29 protein-coding genes are annotated in these 20349 nt (G+C 31.5%); 1 reads left to right on the forward strand and 28 read right to left on the reverse strand.

Features of this window, described 5'->3' with window-relative positions; all coding sequences use genetic code 11:
* Positions 1–12: 12 nt before the first annotated feature.
* From M1D64_RS08255 to M1D64_RS08355, 21 genes are all read right to left on the reverse strand, one after another.
* Positions 13–1866 (reverse strand): SGNH/GDSL hydrolase family protein, encoded by a 1854-nt coding sequence (locus tag M1D64_RS08255; protein ID WP_480977438.1) that lies wholly within the window; start codon positions 1864–1866, stop codon positions 13–15.
* Between the two features lie 10 nt (positions 1867–1876).
* Positions 1877–2803: a phage tail family protein gene (locus tag M1D64_RS08260; RefSeq protein WP_069825818.1), complete on the reverse strand. Its 927-nt coding sequence runs from the start codon at positions 2801–2803 to the stop codon at positions 1877–1879.
* Between the two features lie 11 nt (positions 2804–2814).
* Entirely contained in the window at positions 2815–5904 is a 3090-nt protein-coding gene (locus tag M1D64_RS08265) for a phage tail protein (protein ID WP_069825817.1), read from the reverse strand.
* Between the two features lie 2 nt (positions 5905–5906).
* The gene (locus tag M1D64_RS08270) at positions 5907–6215 is read right to left on the reverse strand and encodes a hypothetical protein (protein ID WP_069825816.1); all 309 of its coding nucleotides are present in this window, start codon (positions 6213–6215) and stop codon (positions 5907–5909) included.
* A 62-nt stretch (positions 6216–6277) separates the two neighbouring features.
* Positions 6278–6772: a tail assembly chaperone gene (locus M1D64_RS08275; RefSeq protein ID WP_069825815.1), complete on the reverse strand. Its 495-nt coding sequence runs from the start codon at positions 6770–6772 to the stop codon at positions 6278–6280.
* A 52-nt stretch (positions 6773–6824) separates the two neighbouring features.
* Entirely contained in the window at positions 6825–7370 is a 546-nt protein-coding gene (locus tag M1D64_RS08280; RefSeq protein WP_069825814.1) for a phage tail protein, read from the reverse strand.
* Between the two features lie 5 nt (positions 7371–7375).
* The gene (locus tag M1D64_RS08285; protein WP_069825813.1) at positions 7376–7798 is read right to left on the reverse strand and encodes a DUF3168 domain-containing protein; all 423 of its coding nucleotides are present in this window, start codon (positions 7796–7798) and stop codon (positions 7376–7378) included.
* An 11-nt stretch (positions 7799–7809) separates the two neighbouring features.
* Complete coding sequence (locus M1D64_RS08290; protein WP_069825812.1) at positions 7810–8223, reverse strand: HK97-gp10 family putative phage morphogenesis protein; 414 nt, start codon at positions 8221–8223, stop codon at positions 7810–7812.
* On the reverse strand, positions 8210–8545 hold the full coding sequence (locus M1D64_RS08295) for a phage head-tail adapter protein (RefSeq protein ID WP_069825811.1): 336 nt from the start codon (positions 8543–8545) through the stop codon (positions 8210–8212). The genes M1D64_RS08290 and M1D64_RS08295 overlap by 14 nt, the downstream gene beginning before the upstream one ends.
* A gap of 1 nt (position 8546) precedes the next feature.
* Complete coding sequence (locus M1D64_RS08300) at positions 8547–8843, reverse strand: head-tail connector protein (protein WP_069825810.1); 297 nt, start codon at positions 8841–8843, stop codon at positions 8547–8549.
* Positions 8843–9136: a Rho termination factor N-terminal domain-containing protein gene (locus M1D64_RS08305; RefSeq protein ID WP_069825809.1), complete on the reverse strand. Its 294-nt coding sequence runs from the start codon at positions 9134–9136 to the stop codon at positions 8843–8845. Before M1D64_RS08305 ends, M1D64_RS08300 begins: the two co-directional genes overlap by 1 nt.
* Positions 9137–9149: 13 nt before the next feature.
* The gene (locus M1D64_RS08310; RefSeq protein WP_069825808.1) at positions 9150–10082 is read right to left on the reverse strand and encodes a sugar-binding protein; all 933 of its coding nucleotides are present in this window, start codon (positions 10080–10082) and stop codon (positions 9150–9152) included.
* Between the two features lie 12 nt (positions 10083–10094).
* The gene (locus M1D64_RS08315; RefSeq protein ID WP_069825807.1) at positions 10095–10628 is read right to left on the reverse strand and encodes a phage scaffolding protein; all 534 of its coding nucleotides are present in this window, start codon (positions 10626–10628) and stop codon (positions 10095–10097) included.
* A 118-nt stretch (positions 10629–10746) separates the two neighbouring features.
* Entirely contained in the window at positions 10747–10941 is a 195-nt protein-coding gene (locus M1D64_RS08320) for a hypothetical protein (protein ID WP_069825806.1), read from the reverse strand.
* The gene (locus M1D64_RS08325) at positions 10941–11897 is read right to left on the reverse strand and encodes a phage head morphogenesis protein (protein ID WP_069825805.1); all 957 of its coding nucleotides are present in this window, start codon (positions 11895–11897) and stop codon (positions 10941–10943) included. The genes M1D64_RS08320 and M1D64_RS08325 overlap by 1 nt, the downstream gene beginning before the upstream one ends.
* Entirely contained in the window at positions 11860–13269 is a 1410-nt protein-coding gene (locus M1D64_RS08330) for a phage portal protein (protein ID WP_069825804.1), read from the reverse strand. The genes M1D64_RS08325 and M1D64_RS08330 overlap by 38 nt, the downstream gene beginning before the upstream one ends.
* A gap of 12 nt (positions 13270–13281) precedes the next feature.
* Positions 13282–14490 carry a PBSX family phage terminase large subunit gene (locus M1D64_RS08335; protein ID WP_069825803.1) on the reverse strand — a complete coding sequence of 403 codons (1209 nt, stop codon included), beginning with the start codon at positions 14488–14490 and terminating at the stop codon, positions 13282–13284.
* Positions 14483–15004 carry a terminase small subunit gene (locus M1D64_RS08340; protein WP_069825802.1) on the reverse strand — a complete coding sequence of 174 codons (522 nt, stop codon included), beginning with the start codon at positions 15002–15004 and terminating at the stop codon, positions 14483–14485. Before M1D64_RS08340 ends, M1D64_RS08335 begins: the two co-directional genes overlap by 8 nt.
* Positions 15005–15063: 59 nt before the next feature.
* Entirely contained in the window at positions 15064–15735 is a 672-nt protein-coding gene (locus tag M1D64_RS08345) for a hypothetical protein (protein ID WP_069825801.1), read from the reverse strand.
* Between the two features lie 256 nt (positions 15736–15991).
* A complete protein-coding gene (locus M1D64_RS08350; protein WP_069825800.1) occupies positions 15992–16414 on the reverse strand; it encodes a transcriptional regulator in 423 nt (140 codons plus the stop codon).
* A 157-nt stretch (positions 16415–16571) separates the two neighbouring features.
* Complete coding sequence (locus M1D64_RS08355; RefSeq protein ID WP_069825799.1) at positions 16572–16868, reverse strand: DUF5052 family protein; 297 nt, start codon at positions 16866–16868, stop codon at positions 16572–16574.
* Between the two features lie 171 nt (positions 16869–17039).
* On the opposite strand from M1D64_RS08355, the gene M1D64_RS08360 reads away from it, so the two are divergent.
* Positions 17040–17297, forward strand: a complete 258-nt coding sequence (locus M1D64_RS08360; RefSeq protein WP_069825798.1) for a hypothetical protein — start codon at positions 17040–17042, stop codon at positions 17295–17297.
* 24 nt (positions 17298–17321) lie between these two features.
* On the opposite strand, the gene M1D64_RS08365 is transcribed toward M1D64_RS08360, so the two are convergent.
* The 7 genes from M1D64_RS08365 to M1D64_RS08395 are packed head-to-tail and all read right to left on the reverse strand — an operon-like array spanning position 17322 to position 20331.
* Entirely contained in the window at positions 17322–17636 is a 315-nt protein-coding gene (locus M1D64_RS08365) for a hypothetical protein (protein WP_069825797.1), read from the reverse strand.
* Position 17637: 1 nt separating this feature from the next.
* On the reverse strand, positions 17638–18000 hold the full coding sequence (locus M1D64_RS08370) for an SA1788 family PVL leukocidin-associated protein (RefSeq protein ID WP_069825796.1): 363 nt from the start codon (positions 17998–18000) through the stop codon (positions 17638–17640).
* The gene (locus M1D64_RS08375) at positions 18000–18185 is read right to left on the reverse strand and encodes a hypothetical protein (RefSeq protein ID WP_041080365.1); all 186 of its coding nucleotides are present in this window, start codon (positions 18183–18185) and stop codon (positions 18000–18002) included. Before M1D64_RS08375 ends, M1D64_RS08370 begins: the two co-directional genes overlap by 1 nt.
* A gap of 12 nt (positions 18186–18197) precedes the next feature.
* Positions 18198–18404, reverse strand: a complete 207-nt coding sequence (locus M1D64_RS08380) for a hypothetical protein (protein WP_061050641.1) — start codon at positions 18402–18404, stop codon at positions 18198–18200.
* Complete coding sequence (locus M1D64_RS08385) at positions 18382–18582, reverse strand: hypothetical protein (RefSeq protein WP_061050642.1); 201 nt, start codon at positions 18580–18582, stop codon at positions 18382–18384. The genes M1D64_RS08380 and M1D64_RS08385 overlap by 23 nt, the downstream gene beginning before the upstream one ends.
* On the reverse strand, positions 18579–19490 hold the full coding sequence (locus M1D64_RS08390) for an ATP-binding protein (RefSeq protein WP_241686113.1): 912 nt from the start codon (positions 19488–19490) through the stop codon (positions 18579–18581). Before M1D64_RS08390 ends, M1D64_RS08385 begins: the two co-directional genes overlap by 4 nt.
* Positions 19480–20331 carry a DnaD domain-containing protein gene (locus M1D64_RS08395; protein ID WP_069825794.1) on the reverse strand — a complete coding sequence of 284 codons (852 nt, stop codon included), beginning with the start codon at positions 20329–20331 and terminating at the stop codon, positions 19480–19482. The genes M1D64_RS08390 and M1D64_RS08395 overlap by 11 nt, the downstream gene beginning before the upstream one ends.
* Positions 20332–20349 lie beyond the last annotated feature (18 nt).

Here is a 20349-nt window from a genome sequence, read left to right on the forward strand (position 1 = left end):
AATAGTCCTCCTTTAATCGTAAAAGTTATAATAATTTTTGATTAGCTCATACATGATAACTTCATGTCCCAACTCATTAGGATGTAGTCCATCTTCCATATTTTTAGCTCTATATGCTGGATTATATGGATCTATTAAATCAGTATGATATGCATCATAAACAGGGATATTCAATTCTGTACAAGTTGAAATATGGGTATTTACATAATCTTCCAAAACTAATCCAAGTTTATTTTTATCAGTATCTCTACGTCTTATTCTTGTTCCATCAACAGGACATTGTCTTGTTGGAGTCATAGAAAGAATTTTGCCATTTGGGTTGTTTTTCTTAATCGCAATTACTGCTTGATAAAAAGCTCCATAATAAGTTTTCAAATCGTTTTTATCTTCACCTAAAGGTATGCCACCGTTACACAACCAATCATCATCGGTACCTTGAATTATTATTAAGTCGGTATCTTTAATCTTTAAAGCTTGTTCATAGATACTTCGTTCGCGATTAATAGACATAGTAGCACCACCTACAGCACCATTAGTTACTGTTGCACCTATTTTTTTAGCAAGCATTTGTCCGAAGTTTTCTTTTGCACCAGAACCTTTTGCTACCGAATCTCCTATAACATAAATAGACTTCATATTCCTTATACTTGAAACAGATGTGAAGTCTATCATTATAGTGCCATTTTTTGTTTTTATCGTTTTACCAATTAACTCAGGTTTTGGTTTATTAAACTCAACTAAATAGTTGATAGCTTTAATTGTTCTATTTATATCATCATTTCTTAAACGTTCTTTTTTACCTGGTGTTTCAGTAGATGAAACATCTAAATTTGCTACATATTTAGCAGCTTTTCTTGCCATTTTCTTATTTCTTTCTGTTAATGTAAAATCACCAAGTATTACATTTTGATTAATAATATTATTGTTTACATCACGTTTAGTCGTAATTTCAACAATTCTCACTTCATCATTGATATTATTAACTGAGTCTTTCAATGCAGTTATATCACCAGGCATAGGCTTTGCTTCTTTATATGATTCAAGATGTATAAAATCAGTTGAAACGGAAATTTTAACACTATCGTTAATGACTTTTTCCATTTTCTCTTTCAACTTATCTTCGTGTTTAATACGGCCATCTATTACAGGTGGTGCATGTATTTCACCAATTACCTTTGCTACTGGGTGGACGTAAGTTATTTGTAAAGCGCCCTCCATGTATGAGTCATTTTCATCAAAATCACCAAAACCTTTAATATAAGTAAAACGTTCTGATGCATCTTCTTCTAATTGCACATTATTCGCATTAATCTTTGTGTCTATTCGATATTTTGCTTCCTTACCTACAGACGTTTGCAAATAAAATGTTCTCGTTTTTTCATCATAATAATATTCAAGATTATAACGTTTCAAACCCTTTTTAAATAATTCTAGCCTTGAATCTCCTTCACCTAGATTTTCAAACCTAGAAGCATAAACTTTACTTAAAAGTTTAAAGTTATAACCACTACCTTTAAAAATAAGTTTAAAATATTCTTCCCCAGTAAAACTACCAGTATAAGATTCATGTATCCGTTTAGCTTTCAAATCAAATATTTCTCTTTTAATAGCTTTAACATATACTTTCTGATTTTCGCCAATGCTACTCTTTTTAATATAAATAATTTTATATTCATTAATATCATCAGTTCCACCTACATTTGTTACTGTCCACATAGTAGAAATACTGGTAACTAAATCATAATTATAGCTATCTTCTGTAATATCAAATGATAGCACTGATTCTTCAGACACTTTTTCTTGTGTTGTTGTATTAACAAATAACGGGAAACTACGCCCCGCTATACTATTAATTATTATGGGCATAATTCTCCTCCTATCTGTAATACATTTTAAATTTGAAAACTACTTTATTAACTACTTGGTTAAAATGAAATTGATTATAACCAGGGATTAGAGATGGTTGGTTACCTGTACCGTATTTCTTGCCATTAATAGGGATGCCATTTTTATATGTTTGAATACCATCATATTTAATAACATCTCCTTCTTTTAAATCAATATTTTTTACGGTCATCATTTCACTCTTATATCCAGTGTCAAATGTGAAATGTTTTGTGTTCTCACCTATAGTAACTTCAACAATTAATTTCTGATTAAATTGATTTATAGGAACATCACCAGCATAATAAACAAAATCATTATCCGTATTATAAAACGTAAACTTTCTTTGATTACTATTGCTGATGAAAGTCATTCCACTAGTCATACCCCATAAATCTAAATTATTTCCACTTTCTAAATCCGTACTATAACCAATGGACTCATAATAAGGTAATTCAACTGTTTCAAATTCTAATGTTATAATCCCTTCTGTTTTAGTCGTATCAAAAGAAACGTTAGAAACCAATGTGACTAATAACTGTTTGCCATCTACATAGCTTAATTCGAACTTATGCATAGGATCAAACATTGTCTGAAAAGGTATTTCAGTATCATTAGTGGCCATTTCTCTCAAATAAAATTGGCCAGAAAATAAATTTTGGATACTATTTTTTAAGTGAGATGCATATGCAATTTTACTAACACTATAACGAAGAACCATCGTCGCTTTTTTATATCTTTCAACACTTGAATTAAGAAATCTGCCATTAATCCTCTCGATTTCATTAAAATCTAATTCTTTTTCAGAACCTTGTACATCGAATTCTACTACTTCTAGTTTTTGGCCAGTGATAGGGTTATCACTAACCTTATACAGTTCACCATTTTTATTTATTTCTACATCATGCGCTATAAACATATGCCACCTCCTTAAAAGTTGTCTCCGATTGCTTCTCTAGCTCCTAGTTCTTCAATTGTCGATTTAATCCATTCAGAATCACCTTCATTTCTAACTAATACTTTTACTATTGGTTTGTTGTTTTCTTCTAAACTGTGTCTTACATCTTTACTCATGTGAGCATTAATATCACTATTCAACGAACTACCTAATCCTTCTGTTATGCCAGGCGATAGATCTACTTTAAATGCGTCCATTACTTTAGTTGCTGCTAATCTGCTTTCTTTAGCCGCTTTATTAGCATATTGTGCAATTCCATTTCCTAAACCAATCATAGAAAACATACCTAAAGATTTAAATTCTCTTGATGGTGATTTTATGCCTAATGCACTTTTAGCTGCATTTAAAGCTCCTTTAGCCGCGTCCCAGGCTGCTTGTGCCAAATCTTTAGCTTTATCTATAACACCTTGAATCATGCCAGCTATTAAATCAACACCAGCTTGAACAAAATCAGATACAAAACTTCTTGCCCTTGATACAGCATTAGTCACGCCTTGACCAACAGCAGATACTACTAGAATAAATCCACCTACTATTTCATCTAAAAATCTCGCCATACCTGCTTGAGCATGTGACACCATTTGAATAAATCCATTAACAATTTTTGCTAACCATTGACCTACATGAACAGCAATCGCAGTAACCAATGCACTAAATACGCTAGTTATTTTAGACCAAATTTGTGAGACTTTTGAGGAGACAGTAGCAAAAATTTGTTGCCAATTTGTACCGAAAATTCCAAGTATTCTATTTAGTGTACTTGATAAAAAACCAGTAATAATTCCAAAAATATTTGTTATAGTATCCCAAATAATTTGTAAATTTTGAATCACCATATTTTTCAAAGTATCCCAAGCACCGCTAAAATCTCCTGTCAAAAGTTGAATTAAAGCTGTAAAAAGCGAAATGATGGTATTTGCAGCCATTGATACGGAGGCACCAATTAATTGAAACACTACCTGTATTACTGTCAATAATCCTTGTATTGCAGTAATGAGCTGAGAAATTACTAGCATAATTTCGATACCGAAGACTTTATTAAAAATTCCACCTAACATTTCCAAAATAGGCATGATAGGTTTTAATGTAGATTGAATATTTGACCATAATTGTTGAAACCAAGAAATAACGCCTTGAATTGCACTGCCAATTGTTTTAGTCAAATCTTGCCACGCTTTAGTAATAAATTTTCTAAAATTTTCATTTGTTTTCCACAAATAAACAATAGCACCCACTAAAGCAGCAATTACACCAATTACAAGCCAAACAGGTGCACTAATAGCAGATAATGCACCACCAACCAATGGTAGTGTTTTAAGTATATTTCCAATAGGTTTATTTAAAAGGTTAAAAGCATTTTTAAGTATATCCATTAATCCAGTAAATATCTTACTTGCGTTACCTGATATAAGAAATTTCTCTGCTAAACCTAATAAAGATTTTCCAAACAATCCTAAAAAGCTATTCACTGCCATCAATGGAACTGCTAATGACCAAATTGCCCCTAATAATATACCTGATATACCAATCAATCGACCAATCCAAGGATGATTTTCTATTAAAGCAGCAGTAAATCCTATAATTTTAGTAATAACATTTAAAAGTGTGCTTGCAATTGGTGCCATTGCAGTACCAAAGGCTACTAATAAATTCACGATATTACCTATTAACTGCATAATAACTGGACCATTTTTTTGTACATAATCAATGAACTTTCTAAAGCCCTCTGATTTACCAATGGTTTCTGACCAATTACGGAATTTTGCACTCATTTTATCAAGATACTCAAAAATAGTAGTTGAATTTTGTCCAAATGCTGTCATTAAATTAAAAATACCGGCAATCACATTTTTAAAAATGTTGCCGATAATAGGTAAGTTCTTTTTGGTATATTCTATAAATTGTTTAATACTATTTTGACCATTTGCGCTATTAGCCCATTTTTGAAAAGATTGTCCTAAGCGATCAATCCAATTAGCTGACCATTGAAACAAAGGAGCTAATTGAGTAAATACGTTAATTATAGCGTCACCAAAGCGACCTAATGCACTTAATAATTTATTGAATACTGAAACTCCAGTTATATTCATCATTTTAAAGAATTTTTGTGCTACTTTTGAATTTTCTGCCCATTCTAACATCTTCTTACTAGCAACGTTCACACCGTCAGCTACACCTTTTAAGAATGGTGTTAATGATTTCATAGCACTTTCAACTGTATTTAAACCATTAGCCATAGATTCAAATATTGCATTAGCATTTTGTTTAACTATATCTTGCCATGTATTTTTAACTGATTCTAAGGCAGTTTGATATTTTTTAGTAGCTGAACTAGCCTCAATCGTTCCATCTTCTAACATTTTGATTGCTGTTATTGCCATTCCTGCATAAGCAACAAAGCCACCAAAAGCAACGGCTCCTACTCCTGCAAATGCTACTACGCCACCAGTTAATACTTTAATTGCATTTAATACTGCAAATAGCACTGGAACTAATCCAGCTATAATAGGTATTAATGCTTGTATAGACGTTAACATTATCCCTTTAAAAGTTTGTGAAAAAACAATACCAAACGATTTGATGTCTCCAGCTAATCTATCTACATTATTTTTGAAATGATTAACTTGTGTTTCAACATTTCGAAATGCGCGTTGTAGTTTGGAGGTAGAAGTTGTATCAGCATCGATTTTTATTGTTTTCTTTTTGGGCATTATTCTCAAAGATTGTGTTACTTTTTTTAATTTAATCAATGCCTTTGTAATACGTGTATCAACATTAATATTTCTATTGTTAGGTAAACTATATAAATTTTGAGTTACCTTTTTTATGTTGTATTGAGCTTTTTTCACTTTTGCGACTATGTCTATTTCTTTTCGAGGAGGGATGGTAGTAATTATCCCTTTAGCTCTAGTTAACTTTTTTTGCAGCTTTCTTAAATCAGCAGTAACATCTACATTTATTTCATCAGGTACTGAAGTTTTTGCCAATCGTTGTGCTTTTCTGATATTACGTTCAAAATTTCTAATAACTGCATATATTTTAGCCACAAAATTACTTTCCATTTTCACCCTCCCTTGTGACTTGTATTTCTATTATTTAAAGAATTTACAAATCTTCTAGTTCCTCTCATTGCTCTTGCTCTTTCCCGTTTATTTTGAGCAAGTTTTTGCTTACGTTTTAATTCGTATTTATCCTCTTCACCTCGAACAATGTACCTTTCACGTTCAAGTTGATTTTGTAGTTTAGTTAATCTTTTACCAGCTTGAACCATGCCATTTGCTTGTGCCATAAATAACATAGATTCTTTTTGATCTATCAAAGCTTGACGCCTCCCGATAATCCAATCATTCCATATGTGTGGAACCAAATTCATAAGTTCATCTTCCGAAAGATAACCTATATATTGGCTTGTCAGTTGTCTTACCTCTGAATAATTTAGTAAGGTAGTTCTCCCATGATTTCTTTGTAGCTGTTCTTCAACATTTCGATTCCGTGTTTCGTTGATTCTTTCTCTTCTTCTTTGACCATCGGTATAGATTGATTCATCTGTAACCAATAAGCACGTGATTTCTGCTTGAAAAAACCACTATTGTTCATCATGTCTAACGCACCTTGTAACAATTCTATAGTGTCGTCTTTTTCATCAATAATATTCATCAATGCATCTTCAATATCTTCACGTTTAGGCGCTTTTTTACCTAAATATGCAGTAGCACATTCCCAAAAATCAGCAATAGATTTTGTATCTCTAGATAAGATACCGTTGTAAATTGCATTAAACCCTGGTACTTTTTCTTTCTTTCCTTTTTCATCTTCACGTTCTTCAGTAAACTTTTCTGCTTTCATGTCAAAATTAAAAGTTGCTCGTGCTTTTATTTCTTCATCATTAATCATTAATGTTGTAATTGGATTAATTTTTTGTTCTGTCATTTTTATACCTCTTTTCAATTTTTAAATATAAAAAAGGAGCTACACGCCCCTTTTATGCTCCACTATCAACTGATTTTTTAGTTCTTTCTTCATATGATCCTTCATACTCATTCATGTTTTCAAACTCAATAGTTGTTCCAACTTCGCTAGGATTTAACCATTCTTCCGGTAATTCATCTACTTCACCATCAGCACTATTGAATTTAACTTTAGCAGTAATTTCTATCTTGTCGTCTTCATCATCAAATGACCAATCATGTTCTTCAATTACTACATAAGCGAAAGTACCATGATGTTTACCATTTCGTTTTTCAACTTCCCAAATCCATATACGTAATTGTTTAAATAACTTAACTGATGCTTTTAATGCTTCTTGACCTTTGTCACCTGGAACCTTATCAACAGTTAATTTTATTTCTTCTTCAACACTATTACGTGAATAATCTTTTTTGTCTCCTTTAATCATTTCAGCTAAATCATTACTGATTGTATGACCGCCTTCACCAAGACTTGCTAACATTATAGATTCTTCAAGTGTTAATTTAGATGCTAATTTCTTATCTGCAATTTGAATAGCTGCAATGTACTTTTTCTGCAAATTGTTCACTCTCCTTCATATCGTGTTTTATGTCTATATTTAAAAAGAAGTCGTAAAATACCATGCTTTGTATACTGATCTATATCAGTAATAACTTGCTGGACACTTATACGACTTCTAATAAATTCATAATCTGGTATATTTAATTTTCTATTTACTACAAATGCTATATCTCTTATTATTCTTGCTGCTTCATCCCTATTATAAGCTTGGCTATATACATGGATTGTAATTGCCACATCTTCTTTCATACTATTTGCTGTTTCTTCGGGAGTCACATTAGTTTCTCCAACAACAACATATGGATAAATAGCCTTTTTTTGGACACTATCATAAACTCTATGATTAACATGTTTATTAATTAATCGGTGACTTTCTATTTTGTTATACAATCTTTCAAAGAGGTCAGGTTCAACTGATACCCACATATTTAATCACCTCACCCAAAATACTTTCTAAAAAATTTCTCACCTTGATCAACTGCAGGAAACCAAAAAGGCTGTGGTTCTTGGCCAAATGTGGTATACCATTGACCATCGTCACCTTTATATGACCACGGTATTTTTTCAGCTCTTGAACCACCTGGTCCAGTAGCAAAAATTCCACTGCCAAATTCAATGTACACTGCGTAATCAGCTCCAACACTAATAACTGCACTATAACCACCATCAGTAAATTTAAAATCAATGCTTTCTTTTAAATAACCTAAATCTACAGGAGCTAGTGCAATAGCAGCGTTATATATTATAAGTGTTGTTTTTGCTATACCTTTTTTAACCCACTCTTGCATATCTTTTTCGAATTTCTCTAAATCTACTACTAATTTGTCACTACCATATTTAACTTTGGCCAACTTCATACACCTTCAATCTAGTAAGAAGTACTTCATGCATTCCGCCCTGGTCTGTTGGTTCACCGATTACTTCGTATGTCTTACCTTCAAACTTAAAAATTGATTCTCTATCTATAGGTATATGATATGGCGTATATAAATTACGATCATAAGAAGCATTCATTTGATAAAATTTAAGTTGCTCACTGGTAGATGGTGTATCCATAAATCCATTAATTTTTGTTATTGAAACAAATACTCTTTTTTGATTTGGAAATTTACCAACTAATTCAAAACTTCCTATTTCTATTACATGCGGAAACTCATTTAATAGATCAAACATGTTACCACTTCAACTTTCTATATGGTGTTAAAGGTTTGTATAGCGTTACTGGTAATTCAGTAACAAAAGAATAGCTGACCGAACCCATAGAACGACCAGCTATATTACCTGTTTCTCCATATTTGATACAATCCGCTATAAACTTTTTAACTCCTGATGGGTATGGTGTTTGGAATTTATTATTACAATATTCTTCTGCCATACCTTTGTAGATTGTTATCATTGCCTCAATTTTCTCATCGTGAGAATAGTCATCTAATGGCTTTGAATTTAGTATTTTTACTTCTTTTACGTCCATTAAACATCACCTTGCAATGCTTTAATAAGTTCTGATTTCTTCATATCAGAATAGCCTTCAATACCCTGTTTTATGGCCGCTTCTTTTAGTTCTGCAACTTTCATACTCGAAAAGTCTTTTGCTTCTGAAATAGGCTTAATCAAAGGTACTCCTTGTCTATTTTTATCAGTAGATAAATCTTCTAAGCGTTCAGCACTAACTTTTAATCCATCACGTGGAAAAGTATCACCAACATTGTATTCGTAATCATTATCTTGTAAGTCTGTAAAGTATTTAATAACTTCATAGGTCATAATTACTCACTCCTTATGCTCCTGTATCTTCGGTTCTAACTTCTGTAGCATGTGCGTCAATACCATCTCGTTTAGTCTCTACCTCAGTTCCACCAATTGTATAAATGAATTTTTGTAAGTGTTGTGGCACAAAAGCACCTGTATAGATTAATTGCTCTGCCAAAGTTCCAAACATACCCGGAACATTTGAATTTAATTTTGCTAAGTTAGCTTGAATTGGAGACGCCATAACTTCACCAACAATTGCCATAGCTTCAACACCTTGTAAAATTTTTGATGGAACTTTTACCACAATGAATCCATCTAATTCACCTTGAATTCCCTTGCCTAATACTTTTTGTTGAGTATCACCTTGTGGTAATCCAACAACATATTTTTTAATGAATTTATAATATTTAGGTGCTACAAATAAAATACGATTTTGTGATGCGTTAATTTCATCTAGTTCAACTGAAACATCCAATACTGCATCATAATGTGCATCTTCTCCTGTTCCTAAAGCTATGTGCTTAGCTTTATTACGTGCTAATGTGGCAAAACGTAAGTTGTCTAAATATGGCGCCACAACTTCTGCGGCTTGTTTTGCGACAACATAATCAATGTCAATATTACCTTCTGTATCTCGTTTATCTAATGCATCTACAAAACGACCCCAATATTTTTCTTGGTCTAAGAAATAAGTAGTTTCTTGAATTTGTGGGTGATCCCATTCATTTTGTGCATTACGTTCATAATCTTTTAATTCAGATATATCACCTTTTAATACAGTAAATGAACGACCCTCCATAAATATTGCATCATTACTAATAATCGCAGGTGATGAATATGAGTGTTTAGCTGTTACTTTTTCAATAATTCCAATATGCTTGTTTTTTAGTAATGTTTCTCCAGGATCCACCTTAGTTTGTTCTGCGAAAAACTGTAAGTTAAGTTTTAATTTTTCCATTATTTACCACTCCTATTTTAAAAATTCTGTCCATTGTTCAGTAGGTTCTAACGGTTTAGGATTATCACCATCTAAAGGTGAGCTTCCTCTTGGTTTGTCAGCTCCGAACAAATGCGTGTTTTCTTCTTTGAAACTTTCTAAACGTTTATCTAAACCTTTTACTGAGCCATCTTCTTGTATCTCTAGCCCGTCTTTATCTATAAGTTTCAGGACGTGGTCAGTGTTAACAGCATCTTTTGCTACTGCAACTTTAATAGCATTGTCTAAACGCAACTCTTTCATTTTTGATTCATATTCTGTGTTAGTTTTTTTATATTCTTCAAGTTGATTTTCTAATGCTTCTTTATCATTTGCCTTAGACTCTAAATCTGTAATTTGTTTATCTCGTTTAGAAATTTCTTCATTTGCTTTATCAAGCTCTTTTTGAATTGAATCAAGTTTCTCAGCTTTATCTTTAAATTCTTTTAAAGCCTCGTGATGTTCATCAAGAATGTTGTTAATGACTTCATCCTCTAATCCTAAATTTCGTAAAAACTCTCTTTTCATATCAATTACTCCTCACATTTTTTATTACGGTGGTTTTGACCACCATTGAGCTTTGCACCTTTTAACGCCATAAGCATATTTGGGCATAAAAATAGCCACCACACACTGTGCAGTAGCTTTAATCACTTATTTCTGGTCTAATGTTTACCAATTCTTTTTTTATTTTATTCGTATCTGCTTCATTGCTAATAGTTATATTTACAATAGGTTCTTTTAAAATCTCACTTATTTCATTTAATAGTGATTTAACCTTTTCTAATTTTTCAATTCCTTCATCTGCATCTACAATTACTTTTAGCTTTACTTCTTTCATTAGACATCACTCCTTTTTTGTTTTTCCCATTCTGAATAAGTCATGAATGGTATTACTTCGGTTTTATCGTCTTCTTTTCTAACTCTCATTACTGTTGGTAATTCATCTTCATCAATATAATAAAGTAATTTACAACGACAATTTATGTTTTCTCTTGCACTTTTAATACCAATAAATAATTTAGGTGCTTGGCCAATACAACCACTTGAATGGAAGTTATCATCAATAGGTATTGCTTTGCCATCAAGATGACGATGTGTATCTCGTGTCCTAGTATCTTTTGTGGCAAACCATTTCTTTTTCATATCTAATCCATTATCTTTAGCAACTTTAGCGCTATCAAGTCCAGCTTGTGACATTGCTCTGCCCGCTTCAGTACGTGCTACTCTTAATGATTGTACCTTTGTCATTCCAATGTCTTCACGTAATGATTTAGCTATTTTTTCGTATCCTCCACCACTCATAATGCCCTGTGTAATATTTATACGAATTCTTTTAATAACTTCGTTACGGTGTTTCTGTAATGTGGGAACCAATTTTATAAATTCGATTGGTTGCTCTATCGCACTTATAATCACTTCAGGACTTGGAAAATCAAACTGCATAGGTTTTTGTGATGCCATTTCATATAAGTAAATACTCATTAAATACTTTTTGATATAACTATTTTGTTGTGATTGTTGAATGGTTTTAATTACTTCTTTATAATCACTATTTAACATTTGGCCTATACGTATTAACTCTTTATTAAGCCTATTGTATTTATTAAATTCAGTCCACGTGGCATGTGGTGATTCTTGGTGATACTTTTCAAATAGTATCGCAATTGATTGTTGTATGACTTTTAATCTTTTAGCAAATACTATTTCTATTTCCTTATCAGCTTGTTGTTGTATCAATTCAATATAGTTATCTATATCATTTTGGGTTGTTATTTTCGGATTCTTCTTGCTCATTTGAACTCTCCTCAATATCACCAACTTGTTTGCTAAATTCAATTTGTTCTTGTTGTAATCGCTGTAGTTCTGCTTCTAAATCTTCTACAAATGGATGGTTCTCAATTACTGTTTCATGACTTACAACTCCCATTGAAGCTTGTGCCATTTGTACTTGTAATTCTGTGTTTGCAACTTTGTTATAATTAAAACTTATATCAATCTCCTTATGATTAACTTTTAAATTATGATGTTCTATTACGTACCAAAGTAATTCTTGGATAGCCACTTTGGTTTTACGAGCTAATTTATCGGCTTTTAAATTTAAATTAGTATATAAGAACTCTAACGCAACTCCACTTGGTGCAGAACCAAATTTATCAGAACTAAAATCTACTGCTTGGCCAAATAGCATTATATTTTCATATAGCATTTTTAAATATTTTTCTGTATTTTCAACAGGCACTTTTATCTCTATTGTATCTACGCCACCGTCAACATTACTTACTTTAATCGCACCATAGTGACGCATATTTCTTTTAAACTCTGATAAATCGGTGTCATCATAATTTGTTAATACATATATTAATTCATTTGATTCTTTAAACATGTTTGCCGTATCGGATAAACGTCTATTATATGCATCGATCTGTGTCTTATACATAAATAAATCTGAACGTTCAGAGTCATTATTCTTAAATGGTATAAACGGTATACGTCCCCATGAACCCGTACTGAAATGTGTTTCTTGACTATTTAAATTACGTGAGTAATCTCTTATTAAACTTCCATTATCATAAACATAATAATTTATTAATGTTTCATCCCAATACTCGACTTTCATTTCATTATCTAATTTATAGAAACGTATGAATGCTTCCAATTCTTCATGCTCTCTATCTTTCCATATCGGTACTGCTTGCTCAGCTGGCACTCTAAAAAACTTGAGTTCTCCCTCTTCGTCAATATATGGATGAATCCACTCAATACCTTTATTACTTGCACCAGTTAATACACTGTGTAACTTGTCATCAAATCTACTTCCTAGTGCTAGATTGATTTGCTCTATTACATTGGTATCAGTGTATTTAAATTCGATAGGTTTTCCAACTAAATAAGATACTTTTTGATCAACCAAATTTGCATGGAAATTAGTAACTAATCTATCATCTGGTTTTAATGGGTCAACTTGTCCCGTTGCATCTCTTGAAGGTGGCTCTCTTATAATATCTGGCTCTTGATCATAGTATTTTTGACCAATTTCAAAGTTTGGAATTTTTTTCTGATGCGCTTTAATATATCGGATAATCATTTCTTCTAATGTTTCAGGTTTATTATTATTTTTAATGATGTCATTAAAAATTTCTGTTTGCGTTGGTTCACTTGGATACAAAGTATCTCCTCCTTACTTAAAACCAGTTCCTGAACCTTTGCTAGATGTATAAATTGCATATCTCAAAGCATCTAAACAATCATCATTAGCTTTTACTGGTTCATCTTTTTTCTCATCCCATACATAGTTATATATCTCATCTTTGAACAACTTAACTTTATCCTCAATAATAAATAACTCATTAAGTTTGAATCCTCTAGCAACTACTTCTATACCAGATAAAACTGATTTATCAGCATATCTAGCTTTAATTCCTTCTTTACCAAATCTGTTTATGTGTTCAGTTCGAGCGGTGTCGCAATAAAATAAGATATTACCATGTCGCTCTATGACATCTTTTGCAATTTCAACCCAATCATCAATTTCTTTATGTTGATAAGCATGTTCTTCAATCAGGTATCTTTTGCCCTCAATATCTTCTGCAATTACAATAATCGAACCATAATGTTCATATCCCCAGTCGACACCAGCATATTTCTTTTTGATTTGTTTCTGATTATATTCTTCTTCTGTGATGTAGTGTATTTCTTCGTTGAAATCCTTATATACTACACCTTCAGCTGCTACCCATTTACCGTATATATCTCTATCGGTAAACATGCCTGTTGGCGTACTAGCAATAATTGATTCAACATATTCACTATCTAAAAAAGTATTATCAAATAAAGTAAATTGAAATGCTTTTATATTAAGTCTGCCATTGGATAATGTTTGTCCAGAATTATCAATATAATCTTTTTTAACTGGATGCATCGGATTTTCAGGGTTTGTGTCTACTAATATTCTTGCATCTTTATAACTACAACGAGAAAACACCTCTTTAATAAAAGTGTCATGTAGCGCTGTTCCTTCATTAAGAAATGCTCCAGCTGATGTAAAACCACGTGCTTTCTTCCAAGAATCTGCATTTTGACCGTCAAACACATAAACTTTATTTCCAAATATTTTAACTGCATTTGATTTATCTAATTTAAGCTCTTTTCCAAGTATTAATTCCATATCATCTAGTACATTACGACGGATAGATGCTTGAGTAGCACCACCTATAATAAAGTTCAATCCTTTATTCTCATAACCAGCTATGTGCATTAAAAAAAGCAGTATAAAAACATACGTTTTACCTGCTCGCTTAGCTCCACTTGCTATTAAAATTTTAGGTCGTTCATTTATAAAACAATTCCAGACTTCTTGTTGTTTTGGATTTAATACTTTATCAATCATCTGAATCACCAGCTAATTTAATAAGTGCTTTAGCAATTTCAGATTCTTGATTATTATTTTCTGCACTATCCATTTTTTCAATTTTCTTCTGTAACATTTGTATTTCTTTTTCAAGTTTTTCATTAGCTAAACGACCATTTAAAATGCCATGAACCTTTAATATATGTTCTATAGATCGTTGGCGTTCTTCTATTCTAGGTGTAATGATATACGTAACTTCTTTATCAACTTTATCCTTTAAATTGTTATATATCTTTGTATACGACTGTTGATGTTCACCTCGTGCTATTGATGCAGAAATTATTAATGCTTCCTCTACACTCATTAAACGTTCTTCTTTTATTTCATTTAATCGTTTCTTTATATATTCCATAATGTAAGGTTTTGTTAAGTTTTCAGCACCTACTGACCTAGCTGTTCTCTTACTATAACCAGCCTTTATTGCCGCTTCTGTAGCATTACCACTAATTATATATTCATCGGCAAACTTCTGTTGTTTTACTGTTAATTTCATGTCATCGAATCACCTTCTTATGCTAATTGCTTGTTTAAAATAAAAAAGAACATAATTTATTATGTCCTTTTCTTCACATCTATTAATTCAACTATTTTATTTTCATAATAGTCTTGATTTTCATAAATGATATCTAAATCATCCATCATTTTTGCTTTAGTTTCATTGAAAACTTTTAAATTCCGTCCAAATATACCTAATGGCGAAATGTCTTTAATTATACCATCTTCAGTCACAATGCCTTTGGTAATCATTAGTTCGCTTCCATGTGTAATGTCATTCCTATACTTCCTTGTGTTACGATTATTTTTATTAGGTAGTTTCGGATATCCTTTTTTCTCTAATTTCAATATTTCATATTTTTTTCTAAAACACTCGTCTTTATTAGGTGCGTAAGTTTCTACTATTTCCCCATCATTTTTTTCTTTATCGACTAAATGTGTATAAACACCAATTTTAATTAAAATATCATCAAGTGTTGCTAACATTCTTATGTACATATTCATATGATATAAAGTGTCTAGCCCTAAAACGAATGAGTTTTCCTCTCCCTCACTTTTTTCAAAAAGGCCTAATTTTTTTTCAAATTTGTTAACAGCCATAACTGTGACATACATATTATCATCAAACACTTCTAATAATCTATAGAGCTTGCCTTCATTATTTTCTTTTGGCAAATAACTATCAAATATATCTTCATATTCTAGTAAAAATTGCCCATTATTAAACATTTCTCTATTCCTCCATTATTGAATTGCACTACTCTTATTATTATACCCTATATACAACAAACAAAGAGTAATTTTTCATAATAATTAAATTAAAAACCTACCCAGGTCGTAGCTGGATAGGTAAAGGAGAAAATTCATATGCCTTAGTTTTTGAAGGAAAACAAATGCAAAGATTTACATGTTTCGTAACTATAGCTGTTTACATATATCATAATAATACATTTCAAGTATCAAAAACTGTCATATTACTATCAATTTAAGACTCTCCCAGTTCCTCAGCTAATTTTAATACAATTTTCTTTTTTATTCTATGGCCTGTACTTTCAGATATATGAATATCATTACACGCATTAATAATCATTTTTTGATTAAAATAGTACTCATGAATAAATTCACGTTCCTTTTTACTTGAAGTATTTATAACACGTTCAATAGCTCTTTTGAATTCCAATATTTTATTTCTTCTAATATCGCATAAATAATTAGTAACAATCTTTTCAGTTTTTGACTGATTAGATGGTATTAATTCACCTCCAATGTTAGTATCCGTCCTTATCCATGGATTCATAACTTCCTCTTTTAGATCTTTCAACTGTTTATGGTAGTTTGGATAATCAACAAGCTCATCTTCTAGTTTTCTAACCGTTGATAATTTTAAACCGTATTTCTTTTTGCTCATTATCCCCTCCTCCCTTATTTCTCAAATTGTTTCAATCTATTCTCAAGTACTTTCCTTTCATATTCTCTCGACGCTAGTTGTCCCTTCAATTTACTATTTTCTGATATAAAGCCTATGATTAATAGTACTAAAAATATAATAATTAGAACTAGCCACATTATCGTTTCACCTCAAACTTTTCTGCACCTTTTTCTTCAATAACAACATCACTGTTCATCACTTGAACACGTTTACCATCAATATTAATTACTAATGCTCCACCTTCATTATATTTAGTTCTAACATTTTCACCCTTGTACTGTTTAATTAGATCACCTGTTTTACTATAAATAGTGACAGTTCTTTTCAATCCTTTAGTATCACTCTCATGGTCTTTTTTAACATCATCAAACCAAGTACAACCTGCTAATAAAAAAGTAAATGCCACTAATGGAATTAATAATAGTTTTTTCAAAGTTGTCGTCTCCTTTAACATTGGTATAAAATTTTAAAAATATTATCTTCTCTCAATATTTTTAAACATGGACTACCTAAATATTTTTAAAATTAATACTTCGTTTATATAGTTCCTAATGTTCATATAAAAATCTGATATAATAAAACTATATAAGGTGGTGAAGTCACATTGGATAAAGATAAAGTATTTAAAAAATTAGATGAAGCTAAAGAATATGGTCTAACTTTTAGAGTAGAAGAATATAGTACTTTGCATGAACCCGACGAAGATTATAAAATAAAATCTGACTATAGTTATGAAGTTGGATATTTAATGATTAAAAAGTTAAATAGTAATGCTAAGATACCTATTAGTTTTGACTCAATTTTTGCTATTAATCTTTCTAAAGATTCATTAATAATAAAAATTCGTGAGGACAGGGCATGATTGCCCTCCTTATTTTTTTTATAGTTAATTAAAAAAATCCAACTTATCTAGTTTACTTCTGTATTCAATATATTTATTATTACCAAGATGCACGTCTAATTTATAATTAATGAAATTGCTAAACTCTTTAAGTAACTCTGCTTGTTCTTTACTCTCTTCACGAAACTTTTCAATATCATCAAGGCATTTATCTCTTTCTTCTTTGTATTGATCACGTTTTTTAACTACATCAATATGCATTTGCAATATTTCTAACGCAAATTTACTTGGATTACTATTAATTTCATTCAAAATAGCTTGAATAGCTGTACCTACTCTTTTAAATTCTTCCAAATTCATATTATTCAATCACCCTTTTGGGATATATATTATTTTTCATCATATCTTGCACATATTGACTTCTTGGATGTACTTGAGGCGTACCATCGTATAACCATGGTTTCTTTTCTCTCTTTTGTTTTTCTTCTAAAAGCAATATGTGCAATTTCTTGTTATGTTCTACGCAAGTTACTTTTCGCTTTTGTTCATTTTCTCTAAACTCTTTTAGCTTCATACCAACTGGTACATTTACTGATTCATATAATGACCAACCTAACTCAATTCTTCTGCATAATAGCGCCATAGATAATTTATTTTTCTGAAGATGTATTTTCATTTCTTTAGTTAAAGGATATTCCTTACCTTTTACTTTGAATTGACGCATTAGCATTTCTCCTCTACGTTTGCTATTCCTAAAACTGTAGCGTCTGTATAATCATTTTCATATTCAAATAAATTATCTGCTATACGATCAATGAAATTTTGTCTAGTTTCGTATTTTCCCTGTGCAGCCTTAATTCGCTTTTCGAATTCCACTGTATATCTAAGTGTTACTGTTTCTTCTGACAAAGCAATCACCTACTATATGTACTCAAACATGCATGTTTGATATTCTTTTGTTAATTTGTCATTTTGAATAAATGTGTTTAATTCATCTTCCGTAAGTTTCCAATGTTTTCCTGAATAAAATGTTCGTTCTACACCCGTAAGTTCATATAGTCCATTAGGATATAAGCTCACATGAAACATTAATTTTCCGTTTCCATCATACAGGCCGAACTGTTTCATTTGAATTCACCTCGTAATCGTAAATACCATTTCTTGTTTCTCTTTCTAACTTTTTTTGAACTAATAAATTATCTAACTTATAAATATCACCATCAGCATAATCAATTAATTTCTGAACATACATATCTGACAAACCTGGGACATTTAAATAAGCTCTGACATATGCTTTTGTAATCATCGAATCACCTTCAAGTTTTTCAATCTGTAATCTATACCGCTCAATTCAAGCACAGTTGCATTTTTTATCATTCTGCTAAATATCCGTTCTGAATCTAGACCATTCGTCATTTCCTCTAGCCTTAAATTCGTGGTTATAATATTATGCTTATCTACACGACTTTCTAGAATTTGGAAAAGTTTCCCCATTCCATAGTCATTAAGCTTAATTCCATAATCATCAATAACCATTAGGTCAACACTTTTTATTATTTTTAAAAGTTCTGATTCGTGCTCACTAGAATTATTGCTATATGTGCTTCTAAACATCGATATAGCATCTTGAACATTCAAGAATAAAGCTGTATATCGTTGTTCCATTACTTCTTTAGCTATTGACATTGCTAAATGTGATTTTCCTATCCCACAAGATCCAGTAAGGATTAATGACTGCTTGTTATTTAAGTCAAAGTTCTCTACATACCTCTCACAGATAGTCTTTGCTTTTTGTTGTATCTCATTTGTTGGGATGTATTCATCGAAAGTTGCTTTTTTAATTTCATCGTTTACGTGAGAATACTTGAACATACGTTTAACTTTTTGGCTCTCTATTGCATTTTTACGACGTAGCTTTGCTTCTCTCAATTGCGCATTTGATTCGCAAATACAACCGTCTTTGTATTCATAACCACAAGCAAATTTGTAGAAGTCGTAGTTGTGCTTACACTTTTCACAGGTAATCCCTAATTCCTCTACAACCACTTTGCTTATTTTAGGGTTGTTTTCTCGAAGTTTCTTTGCGACATCGGCTATTTGCGTCATCGATGCAAAAGTCTTAATAGTATGGTTTTGTTGATGTTCTTTCTTCCTGTCATCAACATATTTTCTTAATGCCTCACGCTCTGCATGACTCATTGTTTCACTGTCCATTGCGTGCCTCCTCAATTACTTTAAGATAAGGATTATCAAAATCCTTCTTCTTGGTAATATTTAGCTTTTGGTTATTAATCAATGCATCAACATCACTCAATGACTTCACGCCACTTTCATACCAACGTTTGAGTATGCCGTTGATGTAATTCCAGCGTTTAGAATTATTACTTACCGCAATCTTCATTGCTTTAATAACAATCTCATCTGCATCTTTTGGGAATTCATCAAGCCATGCATTGATTTGATCAACAATATAGGGCTGTAAATTACCGAAGCCGTTTTGTTGGAAGAAGTCAAACGCCAACACCTTGGGGGGACTACTGTAAATTTTACAATCACCTATACTCCTGTCTTTGTAACTTATATCTAGTTGTGGTTGTTTCTTTTCATTCTTCTCATTCTTTACATTCTTCTCATTCTTGTTTGTGTGCTTTTGTGATGCATCTGTGTCGCTTTCGTGATGCTTTTGTGATGCATCCGTGATGCTTTTGCGTCGCTTTTCTGAATCTCTACTTTGATAAAACTCATAATTGACAACGGTTAAGAGCGTCTTTTTTGTGTCGCTTTTTGCTGTTAACATACCGTCGCTTTCCAATGTTTTCAAATACATTTTCACCTTGTTATTAGACCAAGACCATCTTTCACAAAGTTTTCTAATACTAATGATTTTTTGTCCACGTTTCACTAAAATTAATTCTTTTCCTAACAAGACTTTTTTATCCTCATGATTAACCATCAATAAAATGTCTAGCCATGCTTCAAAACGAGAAAACTTTCTTTTTTCTTCATACAACCAATGTTCTCTCAACGACCTATGAACTTTTATCCATCCGGTCATGTTTTCTCACCTCTTAAA

Source organism: Staphylococcus sp. Z5-21 (genome assembly GCF_056529615.1).